Annotated in this window: 9 protein-coding genes; 6 read left to right on the top strand and 3 right to left on the bottom strand. The window is 72.1% G+C overall.

Translation table 11 applies throughout. The features are described 5' to 3' along the window. Positions 1–1,612 (top strand): relaxase/mobilization nuclease domain-containing protein (locus tag RQM47_RS17380; protein WP_314010022.1); only part of this gene is annotated, 1,612 nt, incomplete at its 5' end. Between the two features lie 76 nt (positions 1,613–1,688). On the opposite strand, the gene RQM47_RS17375 is transcribed toward RQM47_RS17380, so the two are convergent. After that, positions 1,689–4,067, bottom strand: a complete 2,379-nt coding sequence (locus tag RQM47_RS17375) for a hypothetical protein (protein ID WP_314010021.1) — start codon at positions 4,065–4,067, stop codon at positions 1,689–1,691. Between the two features lie 112 nt (positions 4,068–4,179). Between RQM47_RS17375 and RQM47_RS17370 the strand changes: the two genes are divergently transcribed. The 5 genes from RQM47_RS17370 to RQM47_RS17350 all read left to right on the top strand — a co-directional run bounded on the left by RQM47_RS17370 (position 4,180) and on the right by RQM47_RS17350 (position 12,291). Next, complete coding sequence (locus RQM47_RS17370; RefSeq protein WP_314010019.1) at positions 4,180–5,586, top strand: 3' terminal RNA ribose 2'-O-methyltransferase Hen1; 1,407 nt, start codon at positions 4,180–4,182, stop codon at positions 5,584–5,586. Between the two features lie 11 nt (positions 5,587–5,597). Further along, positions 5,598–8,180, top strand: a complete 2,583-nt coding sequence (locus RQM47_RS17365; RefSeq protein ID WP_314010017.1) for a polynucleotide kinase-phosphatase — start codon at positions 5,598–5,600, stop codon at positions 8,178–8,180. Beyond that, positions 8,177–9,799 carry a hypothetical protein gene (locus tag RQM47_RS17360; RefSeq protein ID WP_314010015.1) on the top strand — a complete coding sequence of 541 codons (1,623 nt, stop codon included), beginning with the start codon at positions 8,177–8,179 and terminating at the stop codon, positions 9,797–9,799. Before RQM47_RS17365 ends, RQM47_RS17360 begins: the two co-directional genes overlap by 4 nt. A 247-nt stretch (positions 9,800–10,046) precedes the next feature. Further along, a complete protein-coding gene (locus tag RQM47_RS17355) occupies positions 10,047–11,513 on the top strand; it encodes an ATP-binding protein (RefSeq protein ID WP_314010013.1) in 1,467 nt (488 codons plus the stop codon). 55 nt (positions 11,514–11,568) lie between these two features. Next, positions 11,569–12,291, top strand: coding sequence for a hypothetical protein (locus RQM47_RS17350; protein WP_314010011.1), 723 nt, complete (start codon positions 11,569–11,571; stop codon positions 12,289–12,291). 338 nt (positions 12,292–12,629) lie between these two features. Here RQM47_RS17350 and RQM47_RS17345 read toward each other — a convergent pair whose 3' ends face one another. Beyond that, a complete protein-coding gene (locus tag RQM47_RS17345) occupies positions 12,630–14,510 on the bottom strand; it encodes a type IV secretory system conjugative DNA transfer family protein (RefSeq protein ID WP_314010009.1) in 1,881 nt (626 codons plus the stop codon). Position 14,511: 1 nt separating this feature from the next. Then, positions 14,512–16,131 carry a TrbI/VirB10 family protein gene (locus tag RQM47_RS17340; RefSeq protein WP_314010007.1) on the bottom strand — a complete coding sequence of 540 codons (1,620 nt, stop codon included), beginning with the start codon at positions 16,129–16,131 and terminating at the stop codon, positions 14,512–14,514. Positions 16,132–16,150 lie beyond the last annotated feature (19 nt).

The following is a 16,150-nucleotide window of genomic DNA, read 5'->3' as shown; positions in this document are numbered from 1 at the left end:
CAGCGCCGTCGACCGGACACTCCGCGACGTCGGACTCGAAGACCACCAGGCGCTCGTGGCGCGTCACGTGGACCGCGAGCACGCCCACGTCCACGTGATGGTCAACCGCGTCGGGCCGGACGGCCGGGCGTGGTCCACGTCGAACGACCGGCGACGGCTGAGGGCGTCGGTCGAGCGCCAGGAGCGAGAGCTTGGGCTGAGGTGGACGGGTCGGAACGCCCGCGCCGCTGGCGCCAGAGGCCAGACCGACCGGGGGTTCGCGCGCGAGGTCCGCGACCGGGCGCTGGGCGACTTCAAGGAAGCACCGACGTGGGCCGACCTCGACGCCCGGTTGCAGGCGAAGGGCCTCCGCATCGAGCGACGCGGCCGAGGGGCCGTCGTGACGGACGGGAAGCGGGAGGCCAAACTGTCGTCGGTGAGCCGGACGGTCAGCCGCCCTCGGTTGGAGGCCCGCCTCGGGAGCCTCGCGGCCCACCAGCGCGCGCGGGGCACCGAGGCGAGGAACGGGCCGGGTCGGACGGCGCGCGAAGCGAGAGGGCCACGAGGGGGCTCACAGCGGCGTGCCACGCTCTCTCGTCAGAGGCGGGCGGGGGCTCTGAAACAAAACGCGCTCCGAACCCGCCGTGTCGGCCGTGCGGTCTCTCGGGCCGTGGTCGCCGACGGCGAGCGCGACGCCGACGAGGTGTTCGCCCAGACGGCTCTGAGGACCGGGAGCCGGGTCGCCATGCGCGCCGCCAGTCGGGGAAAGGCGAGGGCCTCTGGCGGGACGGGGCAGCGCCGAGCGGAGGAAAGGAGTTCGTCCCATGCGAGCCGGACGTTCGAGGCTCGGGCGCGAGCGCGCGATGCCCGTCGCGGTGGACGGCTCGACCGGATGGAGCGCGCGGTCACGGACCACGCCCAGACGGCCCGGCTGATGGCTGAGCGCGAGAAGGCGCTCCGGGCCGTCGCCTGCGTCGAGGGCGCTGCCGCGTCCGCCGTGGCTCGTGCTCAGAAGGATCTCGGTACGGCGCAGGCACGCGCAGCCGAAGCGAAGCGGGCGTTCGGGTCGTCGATGGCGGAGACGTACGCCCGTCCGCCAGAGGCCGCGCAGGCGTTCCTCCGCGACGCCCAGGCCAGCGGTGCGGACCGGGCGGTTCAGCGGATGGCCATCGCGCCCGAACGGTACGGGGTGCTCAGGGCGACGCCCTCGACATCGCGTTACAGTCTCGTCAGGAGCGCCACGACAGATCCTGCGCGTGCGACTGCGCCTCTGGCGGCGAAGCGGGGCCGGGCATTCGTGGAGGCCCGCGTGTCCGTTCAGAAGGCCGAGGCCATCGTGAAGCAGGCCGGTGAGACGCACCGGACCGTGTCCGCAGAGCTGTCCGGGGTGCGCGACGCGGCCCGCCAGTCGAGCGTGGACGAGTTCGGACCCGCCGTCGTCCGGGCGCGGCTGGAACGGCTCGACAAGGCACTCCGGGAGCGGAGCGCCAGAACACCCGGCGTGCTCTTGACGCGGGCTCGGGTGGGCGGTCCCGCCGGGAAGGTGCTCGCCAGTCGCGTCGGGTCCGTCGGCATGGTGACGGCGGAGAAGGCCGTCAAGGCGGCATCCCGAGCCCTCGGTCGCGGCGAGTAGGGCGGCAGCGTCCGCTATGCGTCCATTCCCCAGCCGCTGGACTGGTGGCCTGTGAGAGCCGTCGGCTCAGTCCTCGCTACGAAGCGTCCGCCGTCACCAAGCGGTGCGTGCGCTCGTTCCACCCGTAGAACGGGGCGCCTGGGCGGGGCGCGAGGGCGTCGTCTGCGACAGCACGGAGATCAGCGACGATGGGGGCGAGCCGTTCGGCGAGAGGGCTGGGACGATTATGGAGTTCGTCCGCAGCCCATTCGAGGAACTCGGACCGAGCGTCGGCAGGCACAACGGACAGGAAGAAGACGAGCTGGCGCCATGCGTAGGCCGCGTTCTTGACTGCCCGGAGTTGCCCCCACCGAGGCCCCTTGAGTCCCTCGATCGTGTCGGCGACCCAGGTGAACGTCTGGCGTGCGAGGTCGGGGAGGCGCGGGCCGAGCGTTCCGGCGAGGTCGACGGCGTCGAAGAGCCCGGCGAGGTTGTGAGTGGTCAACACTTGCTCCTGTTCGATCACCGCGCCGTTCTGGGCCGTGGAGCGGTCCCAGGCCCACCGGCTCGCCGACGGCTCGACGTCTGCGCGAGCGTAACACAGACGAGCGAACGCGGGCGAGGTCGGCGCGCCGTGCGCGGGGCGCTCGACGTCGTCGAGGGCGAGGACGGCGGCATAGTCGATGCCGTAGTAGCGCTCGTAGAGCGATCCCTCCAAGAGTCGGCCCGCAACCTGGGCCGCCCGGAGGTACTTCTCGGTGAACGTCCCCATGAAGATGTCGGCGGCCACCTCGTCGACGAGCGGCACGCGGAGCCCGGCGGCTTCGATAAGCGCCCGGATCTCCTGGAGCAGCTTGTTCGGCAGGATCTGATGGGGGAACGACGAGAGGGCAAGGCCGACGACGCGGGTGAGCGTGTCGCGTGCGGCGGCGTGGGTCGCGGCCCCGCTCTCTCGGAACGGCTCCAGCGCCTGGACCCAGGGGAGTTCGCGGAGCTTTGCCTGGCTCTGGAGGTCGAGCAGGAGGACGGACCGGCGGCGGCGGAACGCAGCGTAGACGGACTCGTCGAGGCGGCGGAGGGCGGGGTCGGAGATGCCTGCCGAGCGCACGAGGGCCGTCAGGGTCGGGACGACGCGGGCGAGCGCCTCACCTGAGGAGACCGTCCCCCAGGCGACGTGCTGCTCGGGCGAGGCGTCGGTGACGCGCAGGAGAGCCTGGCGGAAAGCGGCCGGGATCGGCTCGCCTGCCGTGACCGCGTGGCGTTCCGCCTCGGCGTCGTCCGCAGGAGCCAGCAAGGCATCGGCATCGCCAGAGACCAGCCCCGCCGTGCCTAGAGCATCGAGGCGGTCCGCGAGCGTGTCGGCCCAGGCGGCCTTGGTCGGCATCGTGGCGATTCGGGTCTGCGTCTGGCGGAGAGCCGCGAGCCGAGGGGAGCCGGGAAGGCCGCGCTTCGCCTGGATCTGCGCGAGCGCCGTCCGCACCGCTCCGACCTCGAGCCCTGAGAGCCGGGCGGGGTCACTCGCGGCGACCGCCAGCGCGGCGCGGAGGCGGGAGGGGTTGGCCCCAGGGCGGTCCGGCTTGCCCGTCCGCTGGTGGTCGGCGCGGAGCCGGTCGTACTCGTCGATCAGGACGCGGGCGCGGTCGGCCCAGCCGTCGGGGAACACTTGGAACGGCCACCCGCCCTCGACGACCGACGTGCCGTCCGCGCTCTCGGACACGAGCGCAGGCATGGGGCCGCGGACGGTCTCCGCGAGCAGCGCGACCACGCGGTCCTGGTGAGGGAGCCAGACGGCGAGCGCCTCATGCTGGTCGAGGATGTCGTGCGGCACCCGTCGCTTGCGGAGTCGCCGCGCGAGGTCTCCCGCGTCCCCGAGGCGGACGGCCCCGTCGCGCGGTGTCTCTGAGTCTGACGGGACCGGGTAGAACCGGAGGCGGTCGAACCAGGGGCCGATCTCGTCCAGGATGCGGCGGGCCGCCGGAGCGTGGCCGTGAGTCGCTAGCCAGGCGACGGTCAAGAGCGCGCCCTCCTCGGGGACGTCGACGCGGTACGTTCCCGATTCCAGCCAGGCGATGAGCTGCGCCAGCCCCTCCTCCGTCAGAAAGAAGGCGTTGAGAGCGGACCGGCCGAGCGCACGGTCAGCCTCCGGGAGGTCCGCGAGAAGCGTCTGTTCGTGGTCGAGGAGCGGGCCGCCAGCAGCGAGGTCGCCGGTCGCGAATCCCCCTTGCGCGACGCGGGTGGTGGCCCAGACGGGGACACCCCGGATCGGAGTCCGGCTCCCGATGCGGAGGGCGCCCGACAGCATCCCCCCAAAGATGCGGAGCCAGTCGGAGGCCCGCCGGTCCGCCCGCTGGCGGGTGTCGGCGTCGGGGTGCTCCTGGCCCGTCGTAAGAGCCTGGGCGAGCTGCCCGAGTGCGTAGCCGGGGTTGGCCCCACCTTTTTCGGGCGTGGCGTCGTGCGAGTCGCGGCGTTCGGACATATCGACGTGGGGGTGTGCTGACCGAGTCTACAGCGCCCAGGAACCGGGCGGGGACGGCCACGCGCCCGCTCGTCCGCCGCCGGTAGCTTCGCTGTCCGTTCTGCGAACGACCATGCTCCTCGAGATCACGACCACCCACCGCCCGGCCACCGACCTCGGGTACCTCTTGCACAAGCACCCCACGAAGGCGCAGGCGTTCGACCTCGCGTTCGGGACCGCGCACGTCTACTACCCCCACGCGACGGACGAGCGGTGCACGGCGGCGCTGCTCCTGGACGTTGACCCCGTCGCCTTGGTCCGCGGCCGGGGCGTGACGCTCGACCAGTACGTCAACGACCGGCCTTACTCAGCCTCGTCGTTCCTGTCGACGGCGATCTCGAAGGTGTACGGCACGGCGCTGGGGGGCCGGTGCAAGGACCGCCCCGAGCTCGTCGAGACCGCGATCCCGCTGGAGGCCCGGCTCCCGTCGTTGCCCGCCCGGGGCGGCGTGGAGGTCGTGCGGCGGATGTTCGAGCCGCTGGGGTACGAGGTGGAGGCCGAGGAGCACCCTCTCGACCCCGCCTTCCCCGACTGGGGCCAGAGCGCGACCGTCTCACTCACGCTCCGGGGCACGGTCCGACTGGCGGACCTGCTCACGCACTTGTACGTGCTCGTCCCTGCGCTCGACGCGCGGAAGCACTACTACGTCGGCGACGACGAGGTCGAGAAGCTGATGGAGAAGGGCGAGGGCTGGCTCTCGGCCCACCCCGAGCGCGAGCTGATTACCCGGCGCTACCTCCGCTTCCGCTCGCTCACCCGCCCCGCGCTCGACCGGCTGGCGGCCGACGACCCCGTACCCGACGACGACGAGGCCGGGGCCGTGGAGGAGGCCGTCGAGAAGCCCGTCCGCTTGAACGACCAGCGGATGGAGGCCGTCGTGGCGGCGTTCAAGGAGAGCGGCGCGCGGCGCGTCGTCGATCTGGGGTGCGGCGAGGGACGGCTAATGCGCGACCTGGTCCGCGACGGCCAGTTCCGCGAGATTGTGGGCGTCGACGTGTCCGTCCGGGCGTTGGAGCAGGCGCGCGACCGGCTCCACCTGGGCGAGGATGCCGCGCCCGCGCTCCGCGAGCGGGTGTCGCTGTTGCACGGCTCGCTGGTCTACCGCGACGCACGGCTGGCCGGGTTCGACGCGGCGGCGGCCGTCGAGGTCATCGAGCACCTCGACCCGCCCCGACTGGCGGCCTTCGAGCAGGCCGTGTTCGGAGACGCCCGGCCGGGGACCGTCGTCGTGACGACGCCGAACGCCGAGTACAACGCTCTCTGGGAGACGCTCCCCGCCGGGCGGTTCCGGCACCCCGACCACCGCTTCGAGTGGACGAGGGCTGAGTTCCAGTCCTGGGCCGGGGGCGTCGCCGAGCGCCACGGCTACGACGCCCAGTTCCGGACCGTCGGCCCCGTCGACGATGCGCACGGGTCGCCGACCCAGATGGGCGTGTTTTCGCGCCGCGACGGCCTGCCCACCGACGCCGCCAGCGCCTGACCCCCCGAGAGATGCAGATCAAGATCCCCGAGTTCTCGCTCGTCCTGCTCATGGGGCCGTCCGGCTCCGGCAAGAGCACGTTCGCCGCCCGCCACTTCGCGGGCACCGAGGTCCTGTCGTCCGACCGCTTCCGGGCCTGGGTCGACGACGACGAGAACAGCCTAGACGCGACCGTCGACGCCTTCGACGCGCTCCGCTACGTGGCCGCCAAGCGCCTGAAGCGCGGGCGGCTCACCGTCGTCGACGCGACGAACGTCCAGCCGTTCGCGCGCAAGCCGCTGGTGGCGCTGGCGCGGGAGTACCACGCGCTCCCCGTCGCCGTCGTGCTGAACCTGCCCGAGTCGGTCTGCCACAAGCGGAACGCGGCGCGGGAGGACCGCGACTTCGGCCCCCACGTCGTCCGCAACCACAGGCGCGACCTCGAGCGCTCGATGAAGGGGCTGCGCCGCGAGGGCTTCCGCTACGTCTACGAACTCAAGACGGTAGAGGACGTCGAGGCCGCCGAGGTCGTCCGCACCCGGCTGTGGCCCGACAAGCGCGACGAGCACGGCCCGTTCGACGTCGTCGGCGACGTCCACGGCTGCATGGACGAACTGGCGGAGTTGCTGGACACGCTGGGGTACCGCGAGGACGATGGCGTGCATCGGCATCCCGAGGGCCGGAAGGCCGTCTTCGTGGGCGACCTGGTGGACCGTGGTCCGCGCAACCTCGACGTGGTGCGGACGGTCCGGGCGATGGTCGAGAGCGGGGCCGCGCTGGCGGTGCCGGGCAACCACGACGTCAAGCTGGTCAAGAAGCTCCGGGGCAAGAACGTCCGCGTCGCGCACGGGCTGGCGGAGACGCTGGCCGAGTTCGCCGCGCTCCCCGACGGCGAGCGCCAGCGGGCCGAGCGCGAGGTGGCCGACTTCCTCGACGGGCTGGTGAGCCACGCCGTCCTGGATGGCGGGGACTTAGTGGTGGCCCACGCCGGGATGAAGGAGGAGATGCAGGGGCGCGGGTCCGGGGCCGTCCGGTCGTTCGCGCTCTTCGGCGACACGTCGGGCGAGACCGACGAGTTCGGGCTCCCGGTCCGCCACGACTGGGCCGCCGGGTACCGAGGCCGCGCAGCCGTCGTCTATGGCCACACGCCGGTCCCCGAGGCCGAGTGGGTCAACAACACGATCAACGTCGACACCGGCTGCGTCTTCGGCGGCAAGCTGACGGCGCTCCGGTGGCCCGAGCGCGACCTGGTGTCGGTCCCGGCGCGCGAGACCTACGCCGAGCCCGCGCGCCCCTTCCTGGATGGGGAGGCGGGCGCGTCCGGCGACGGCGCCACAGGCTCCGATGTTGCCGCGCAGTTGGCGCTCGACGCGGACGGCCTCCACCTGGCCGACGTGACGGGCAAGCGGATCATCGAGACCCGGCTCCGCAAGACGGTCACCGTCTACCCCGAGCAGTCGGCGGCGGCGCTGGAGACGATGAGCCGGTTCGCAGCCGACCCGCGCTGGTTGGTCTACCTCCCGCCGACCATGTCGCCGTCGGAGACCTCGGAGCGGGAGGGGTACCTGGAGCACCCGGACAGGGCGCTCGCGCACTACCGCTCGCGCGGCGTCGAGACGGTCGTGTGCCAAGAGAAGCACATGGGAAGCCGCGCCGTCGTGGCGGTGTGCCGGGACGCCGCCGCCGCCGAGCGCCGGTTCGGCGTGGACACCGGGGAGACCGGGGTCGTGCTCACGCGGACAGGTCGCCGGTTCTTCCCCGACCGCGAGACCGAGACGGCCTTGCTCGACCGCTTGCGCTCCGGGATCGACCGGACGGGGTGGTGGGACCGCTTCGAGACCGGCTGGGCAGTCTTGGACTGCGAGCTCATGCCGTGGTCAGCCAAGGCGCAGGAGCTGCTCCGTCAGCAGTACGCCGCCGTCGGCGCCGCCGCGCGCGCCGCGCTCCCGGCCGCCGTCGCGTCGCTGGAAGCCGCCCAGGCGTCCGGCGTCGACGTGTCGGCGCTGCTCGACCGTACGCGGCAGCGGGACGACGCCACGGTCCGCTACGTCGACGCCTACCGCCACTACTGCTGGCCGGTCGAGTCGGTAGACGACTTGCGGCTGGCGCCCTTCCACGTCCTCGCGACCGAAGGCGCGGCCCACGTCGACCGAGACCACCGCTGGCACATGGACCGGGCCGCCGAACTGACGGGCCAGGACGACCCGGTCCTGTACCCGACGGCCCACCGCGCCGTCGACCTGTCGGACGAGGCGGCCGTCGCCGACGCCGTCGCGTGGTGGGAGTCGATGACCGAGTCGGGCGGTGAGGGGATGGTGATCAAGCCGCTCGACTTCGTGGCCTACGGCAAGAAGGGGATGATGCAGCCCGCCGTGAAGTGCCGGGGGCGCGAGTACCTCCGGATCATCTACGGGCCGGAGTACACGTTGCCAGAGAATCTGGAGCGGCTGCGTCGGCGGAACCTCAAGCGGAAGCGGTCGCTCGCCCTCCGGGAGTTCGCCCTGGGTGTCGAGGCGCTGGAGCGGTTCGTCCGGCGAGAGCCTCTGCGGCGCGTCCACGAATGCGTGTTCGCGGTGCTCGCGATGGAGAGCGACCCCGTCGACCCACGGCTGTGACGGACGACGTCCGCCGCCTGGTCCTGGCACTCGAGCCGCGTGGCTGGCGGTGGCCGGGCACGCCCGATCCTCGCGTAGCAACCCTGGCCGAGCTGGGTCGGCTAGCCGAACGGTCCACGCTGCCCCATCTGCTCGGCCCGCTCGTCGAGGGCGGCGACGTGGGCGTCGCCGCTGCATCCGCTGTAGGCTCAATCCTCAGGACGATCCCCGTCGGGGACTTGCCGCGCGTCGAGACCGAGGTCCGGCGGCAGGTGTCGTGGTGGGGCGTCCGGGCTGGGCAGACGTGGCTGGACCTCATTCCCCACGGTCTCGACCGGAAGGCACCCGGCGGCCGGTTGCAGACGCCGTACTACGGCATGGTCTCGTTCCACCCGAGCGGGTACGTCCGCGAGGCAGCCGTCGATGCATTGGCCGATGAGGGGTCGGGGCGGGAGCTTCCGTATCTCGTTCTGCGTCTGAACGACTGGGTGGGACCCGTTCGGCGAGCGGCGGAGAGGGCCGTCCGGGACCGACTGGTGGACGAGTACGCCGAGGCGTGGGGCCAGGCACTCCCGCTCGTGCTCGGGCTCTCGGACCGCCAGCGGCACGACGCGGGCGACCTGGAGGTCCAAGTCGTCGCGCTGCTCTCGGCCGACGGCGACGCGCTCCGTTCCGTGCTCATGGCCAGAGACCGGACGGTGCGGCGAGCGGCCGTCCGGGTCGCGCTCGACGCGGGTGGGGCAGCGGGCAACGCCGCGGCGGAGCTGGCGTCGGGCGACTCCGACGTGCTCGTCCGGCTGACCATCGCGCGGGCCGTCCGCGCAGGGCAGGTGGCTGACGAAACCGTCGAAGCGGCTCTGCTCGCGGACCCAGCGATGGGCGTCCGCCGTGAGGTGCTCTTGGGGCTCGTCGAGCGCGACGCGCCGGGCGTCGACGCCGCGCTCCAGGACGCGCTGCTCGACGCGCACGGCTCGATCCGCCACGACGCACGGTTCTTCACCGGCCGACGTGCAAACGAGACGGTCGATTTCGCAGACGTGTATCGCCGGGCGCTGGTAGAGGCCGAGGAGGCGGGAACAGGTCGTGATCTCCAGGCGGCACTCGGTGGCGTCGCCGAGACAGTTGTGGCGTCGGATGCGGCGCTGGCCCTCCCCCACCTGGACGACTGGCGGGCGAGCGTCCGGGCCGCCGCGCTCCGCACGCTCGTCAGACTGGACCCGGATGGGCACACCGCGCGCATCATCGCAGCGACCACAGACCCGTCGCCCCGAGTGGCGCGGACGGCGGCAGGGGCCATCGCGGACGGAATCCCAGGCGCCGACGCCGACGCCGTGTTCTCGCGGATGCTGGCGGGGTCGGCCGCCCACGTCCGTCGTCAGGCGCTCCGGTCGCTGGGGAGGCTCCCCCATTGGGCGGCCCTCCCCCACCTGCTCCGAGCGGCAGTCCATTCCAATCCGGACACGGCCGCGCAGGCGGCCGACGGGCTCGCGCGGTGGGTGGCAAGCTCGACGCGCGTGTTCACCACGCCGACGAACACCGAGTTGGAGAACACCCGACGTTTCCTGGATCTCGCGGCAGGCGTCCCAACCTTGGAGGACGTCGTGTCTCGGGTCCGCGAGATCGTTGACCGGGCGTCGTAGGCGCTTGGGGAAGTTCGCAGTGCCGGGGATGTTGGTGCTCCACCCAGGCGCTCGGCTTCCCCCCCCCCGTCGCCGTGCTGTGCGAGAACGCGGCCCCCGTGCGCGTCATCTTGGAGGGGCACTCGGCCGCGAGAGGGGCGGCTGCCGCGGAGTCGGCGTCCAACACGGGCGGCTTCATGCTCATCGCTTCCTTTAATGTTAGTAACGAGAGTGGAAGCGTACCTTGAGGCTCCACAAGCGAGCCCCGATGATCCCCAAACCCGCCGACGTCCTCGACCGCGACCGTGAGTGGGCCACGCTCGCGCGTGCCGTCGACGAGCCTGGACCTGGGCTCGTGCTCGTCGTGGGGAGGCGGCGGGCCGGGAAGAGCTTTCTGCTCACGCGGTTCGCCCGAGCGACTGGCGGCCTCTACGTCCAGGCCACGCGCAAGACCGAACGCGAGCAACTGCTCGACGTGAGCCGCGCGCTCGGCGAGCGGTTCGACGACGCCGCGCTCCGCCGCGTCTCGCTCCCCGACTGGGAGGCCGTCCTCGACTACGTCGTCGAGCGTGCAGAGGGCGAGCCGTTCGTGTTCGTCCTCGACGAGTTCCCCTACCTCGCCCACGCCGCGCCCGCCCTTCCGTCCATCATCCAGGCGTGGTGGGACCACAGAGCGCCCGAGACCCGCGTCACGCTCGTGCTCAGCGGGAGCCACGTGAGCGCGATGAACCGGCTCGTCGGCGCGGACCAGCCGCTCTACGGTCGCCGCACGGCGCGCGTCGACGTCCGACCGTTCGACGGCGTCGACGCCGCCCGCTTTGCCCCTGGGTGGAGCGCCCGCGACAAGGTCCGCCTCTACGCCGTCTTCGGCGGGCTCCCCGGTCACCTCGCGCTCGTCGATCCCAAGCGGACGCTGGGCGAGAACGTCGCCCGCTACGTGCTCGACGCCTCCGGAAGGCTGCACGACGAGGCCGCCCACGCCTTCGACTCGTTCCTCTCCGACGCCGCCGTCCACTACTCGGTCGTCGAGGCCATCGCCTCGGGCGAGCGGCGGTGGAGCCGGATCACGAGCCGCGTCGGCAAGCAGACGAGCGCGCTCAAACGCCCGCTCGACTGGCTCCTCGGCATGGGCGTCGTCGAGCGAGTAGCGCCGATCACCGAGTACCCCCGCCCGAACCCAAAGCGGATCCAGTACCGGCTCTCCGATCCCTACCTCTCGTTCTGGCACTGGTTCGTAGCCGACATTAAGGGCCGCGGGCTGGCGTCGCTCGTCGAGCCCCAGGCGCTCTGGGAGCAGGCTGTGGCGCCTCGACTGGACGAGGCCCATGTGGAGGGCGTGTTCGAGGACGTGTGCCGCCAGTGGGTCAGACGCCGGGCGTTGTCCGACGACGGCGCGCTCGCGCGTCTCCCCTTCGCGCCGATGCAGGTCGGAAGCTGGTGGACCGGCGATTCCACCGAGGAGGTCGACGTCGTCGCCTTCGACGGGAAGGGCTCGCTCTTGGTCGGCGAGTGCAAGTGGGGCCAGGCCGACGGGCGCGATCTCGACACGCTCTTCCGGCGCGGCGCGCTCGTGGCCGCCGAAGCAGGGGGCATCGAACACGTGACGCCCGTGCTGTTCACGGCAGGCGGCCTCGACGCTCGGGCAGCCACCCGCGTCGAGGCAGGCGAAGCGATCCACGTGCCGGTGGAGACGATGTTCGAGATGGGGTACGGAGCGGAGCCCGACGCCGGGTGAGTCACGCCGTGGCTCGGCGAGCGAGTTCGGACAAGTACCCATCTATGGGCATCCCGTGCGCCTCTGCGAGGGCGGAGAGTGCGTCGGGGCTGGTCGTCCCCTCCTTCTCGATCCGACGGACTTGCCGGGTCGAGAGACCGTCAACGTCCACCTGTCGAAGACCAGAGGCGTCGCGGAGTTCGCGTATCGCGCGGCCGTATCGGGCTCCAGCCGCATCTCGCTGGCGGTCGACCCGAGCGCGGACGTCGGGGTCCGTTACGTATCGGAGAGCGTCGAGACCGAGTTCGACATCTCCACCCTCCCACGACAGGAACGCGCCGTCCGCCCCGACCTCGACCTCACTGCGAGAGGTCGGCGAGAGGCTACGGAGTGCAGGATGGGCCTCGAAGGGGACCTCGATCGTCTCGAAGGCGCACGTGAGAACCAGCAGCGCGTCATCGACCACGCGGGCGTCGGCGACGAGGTCATTCTGAGCGCCGAGGAGCCAGGCAGAGAGAACCCGGTGGGGAACGTCCACGCGGTCTCGGGCATGGATGAGCGTGTTGCGGAGGGTCCGGAGACCCGCACGGTTCAAGAGTTGGGGCATCCAGGAGGGCTCCTCGTCCCGGAGAAGGAGACCACGCAGGCGATGTCTGTCGACGGCGCCCGACACGGTGTCGGCCACGTCTGGGAGCGATGCCGCAGCGACGACGACGAAGAGGTGGCCGGACGCTTCGGCGAAACGCTGTGTCGCCTCGGTCTTGCCAGAACCCGTCGCTGTGTGGAGGACCCAGCGTGACGGCTCCGCACCGGCGAGCAGACGCTTCACGTAAGACGGGTCGTCGGTCAGGATGTGAACGCGAGGGTCTCGGGTTGCGTGAGCAGGCATGGGCCGGGCAGGAAGGTCGGCTAAAAAACCGGAGGTGGGTCAAAGCGACGGGAGGCACGCTGGCTCAGAGAATGGCAGCGGACACTCTTTGTTGCAAAACCGAAACAAGCCATGTCCGGTCGTCTGGCTATTACGGGGTTGCAGCAGATCCTTCGGCCTCTACTGCGAACTCGTCCGACCGGACTGTCACCCTCATCCGAGACCTAGCTTCCCAGTATGCCGACGCGCTTCAAGAGCCGGAGCCAGAATCAGGAGGCGAGCCCCACGAACTCCGCGTCCTCGTAGAACCGGAGCTTCTGGCACTGGACGGGCCGCAAGCCGCGGACCAGCAGGAGTTGCTCGTCGTCGTCCATCAGCCGTAGCTCGTCCGGCATCACGAGCGGGCGCCCGTGCTCGCTCATCGACGCCCCCTCGCTCCGCCCCGACGAGCGGCTCTTGCCCCGGCTTCGGCTCTTCCCCGTCGTCGCGCCGTGCGAGAACACGGTCCGCGTGCCCGCCATCTTCGAGAGGTACTCGGCGGTGAACTGGTCGGTCGTCCCGAAGGCCTGGACCACGTCGGTGTTCGCCACGAACGTCTCCCAGTCCTTCGGGTAAGTCTGTTTGAGTTGGCCGAGGTCTTGCAAGAAGGGCCACACCTGGACGCCGTAGCCCGCCATCAGGCTCACGGCCCGGCGGACGGGCGCCATCGGACCGAGTTGGGCGAACTCGTCCAGGAGAAAGAGCACGCGGCTCTCCCCTCCCCCGCCACCGACCGTCATCGGCCGCGCCCGCGTCACGGCGACCAGCGAGGTCGCGACGACCAAGCGGAGCCAGCGTGAGAACGTGTCGAGCCGGTCCGGTGGGACCATCAGGTACACCGAGAGCGCGCCTCTGGCGAGATCGGCGGGGTCGAACGTGCTCTCGCCCAAGACCGCCACCATCCGGGGCGAGTCGAGAAAGTGCGTGTGGCTCTGGGCCGACGACACGACGCCGGACCGCTCGCGGTCGGCCTTCTGGCGGAGCCGGTTCGAGGTCCGCTGGACCGTCGCGTCGGGGTGCCCGCCCATCGTGATGAGCAGGTCGTCGAAGGCCTCTGGCGCGAGCGTCAGCAGCTCGCGGACGTGGGGGAGCGACCGCTCGGCCCCGACGCGCGCGAGCGCGACGTAGAGTACCAGGCCCGCCAGGAGCGCCTTCGCCTCCTCGTCCCAGAACGAGCCCTCCGCCCCCCCCTTCTGAGGGACGACGAGCATGTCGGCGATCATGGCCGCGTCATCCGCCGCGTCCGGGCTGGCGGAGTCGATCAGGTCGAGCGGGTTGAGCGCGCCGCGGGCCGCCTCGACCTCATCCTCGGGGAGCCCCAGGCGTCCCGCCAGTCCGAACGGGTCGAGCCCGACGACGCGCTGGCCGAGCCTCTGGCGCCGGTGCGCCGCTGTGAGCGCGTAGTTCTCGCCCTTCGGGTCCGTCACGACCGCCGAGCCGCCGTGGTTGAGCAGGTTCGGCACGACGGCGCCGACGCCCTTGCCCGCCCGCGTCGGCGCGACGGTGAGCAGGTGGCCCGGCCCGTCGTAGCGCAAGACTGGCCCCGGCCTCCGCCTGCGCTTGGGTTTTCCTCGGCCGACGAGCACGCCGCTGGTCGCGTCCGCCAGCGCGGCGCCGTCGCCCCACGACGCGGAGCCGTGGCTCGACGACGTCTCGCGGGGTCCGGGCACGGTGAGGAAGGCCATCGCGACGAGCGCGAGCGTCCACGCCAGCCCGAACGACCACCCGGCCACCTGGACCGGCGTCGACCCGATACCCTGCGTTCGGATCGCCTGGGCGACCCACCGCGCGCCGTCCGAGGGCTCGTAGAGCGGGCCGACGAACACGGGCGCCATCACGATCAGCAGGAGCACGAGAGCCCACCCGCCCCGGTTGCGGTCCACCAAGACCGTGTGCCCGATCCCGCCCAGCGCTCCCGCCGCCACGGCGAGGAGCAAGGCGTAGGCAGGCGGGTCCGCGCTCCAAACCGGCTCGCCGAGCGCCGGGTGGAACTCGGCGTACCACGCCAGCGCGTGCGTCGCGACGACGCCGCCTACGCCCACCGGGACCGCGAGGAGCGCCAGCAGCGCGCCGCCGGAACGCGAGCCGGGGACGGTGTCCTGCGCCTCCACGCTACCGTCCCGTTGATTGACGGCGGGGTACGGACGGCCGCACGAAGCGAAGCTCGGCCGGGGGCGTCTTGTACGGACCTGCGAAGGCGAGGTCGCGCGCCAGGAAGACCGTGAACCGATGGCCTGGCGCGATCCGCAACGTCGGTTGCACGTCGAGGCCGCGCTCGACGACCTTCGAGGCCACGCGCGAAAGTTCGAGCGCGATCTGACCCGCGATCACCTCCTGCGGGCTCTGCGCGAAGTCGTTGCCGCCGCCGTCGGGCAGCGCGAGCTGGGCGCCCGCGCCGACGGTCGCGAGCAGGACGGCCGAGCCGAACGTCTGCATAAAGTGGCGGTCCACGCGCCCCCGGAGGCCGGAGTAGCCCCGGAGGTCTTTCGCGTCGAGGCCGGGGAGCGCGACCGAGCGGCCGTCGGGGAAGACGAGGCGCGTCCAGGCCACGAGCGCCCGGTTCTGACCGTAGGCGATCTGGTCGTCGTACTCGCCGATCAGGCGGCTCCCCTTCGGGACGAGTACGTGGCGCTGCGCGCGGCTGTCGTAGACGTCGCGCGTGACCTGGCCCGTGACGGCGCCGGGCAGTTCGGAGTCGAGCCCGGTCACGAGCGCGGCCGGGATCACCGTCCCCGCCTGCAACACGAACGGCGTCTCGGGCGACTGCACGCGGACGCCGTAGCGGCCCTCGCCGAGCCCCGACGTGCGCGCGGCGAACGCCCGGCGGCTCTCGGGTCCGGGCGTTCCGCCAGAGGCCCTCTGCGGTGCCTCTGGCGCGACCAGGCCGCCGCTCGAACTCGCAGGCGGAGGAACGGCGGCCGTCGCCAGAGGCGCACGCTCCGGGGCCTCTGGCGCGGCGACGGACGGCGCGAACTGCTCGGCGATCAGGCGGATCTCGTCGACCTCGCGTTGGAGCTCGGGGTCGAGGGGCGCGGCCTCTGGCGACGGCCCGCCGAACGGTGCGTCCGCGTCGAGCGTGAGCGCGCCCGCACGTGCGACGACGGGCGAGAGGAGCGCGCGTTCGAAGGCGTCGGCCTCTGGCGTCGCCATCTTTCCCATGGACATGGCGCCTCGCGGCGCCGAGGCGTACGACGGCGACGAATACGAGGGGACCGATGCCGTCGGGCCGACGGGCGCTGTCGGGCCGTAGTCCGGCGCGTAGGCGGGAGCTGCGTAGGCCGCGCCGTAGGGATCCGCGTACGGGTCGGCGTAGGCGACGTCCGGCTGGGCCGCGAGGCCGGTGCCGTCGTCGGCCGCGTAGGGGTCGCCCCGTTCCAGGAACTCCGGGGGCGCCGCCTCGGGCCGCTCGACCGTGAGGTCGGCGTTGGGCGTGGCCGGGTCGCCCGAGAGCACGAGGAGCCCCAGGAGGACGGCCGCGCCTGCGATCAGGAGCGCGCCGAGCACCAGGCGCCGGTTGACTCGGACGGGCTCGTAGCGGCCGTCCTCGGTGCCCAGAAAGTCGCCGCGCGGGGCCTCGGGCTCGTCGGCCTCGAAGGAGAAGGGCTCGTCAGCAGAGACGCCAAGCGAGGCGTCCGGTGCGTCGGTGTCCGCCAGCTCGAACTCGCCCAAAGGCGGGTGGCGGAGGGCGTCGTCGGCAGGGCCGTCGAGGTCGTCGAAAGAGTCGTGGGCCATTGGGGAGCAGCGGTTGGGT

Source organism: Rubrivirga sp. S365 (assembly GCF_032248475.1).
Taxonomy (GTDB): Bacteria; Bacteroidota; Rhodothermia; order Rhodothermales; family Rubricoccaceae; genus Rubrivirga; species Rubrivirga litoralis.
This window is presented reverse-complemented; position numbering and strand designations above follow the sequence as displayed.

What these genes read in the sequence shown, in the direction of transcription:
- RQM47_RS17375 (WP_314010021.1), bottom strand. Translation starts at nt 4,067, where the DNA reads ATGTCCGAACGCCGCGACTCGCACGACGCCACGCCCGAAAAAGGTGGG.
- RQM47_RS17355 (WP_314010013.1), top strand. Translation starts at nt 10,047, where the DNA reads ATGATCCCCAAACCCGCCGACGTCCTCGACCGCGACCGTGAGTGGGCC.
- RQM47_RS17365 (WP_314010017.1), top strand. Translation starts at nt 5,598, where the DNA reads ATGCAGATCAAGATCCCCGAGTTCTCGCTCGTCCTGCTCATGGGGCCG.
- RQM47_RS17370 (WP_314010019.1), top strand. Translation starts at nt 4,180, where the DNA reads ATGCTCCTCGAGATCACGACCACCCACCGCCCGGCCACCGACCTCGGG.
- RQM47_RS17340 (WP_314010007.1), bottom strand. Translation starts at nt 16,131, where the DNA reads ATGGCCCACGACTCTTTCGACGACCTCGACGGCCCTGCCGACGACGCC.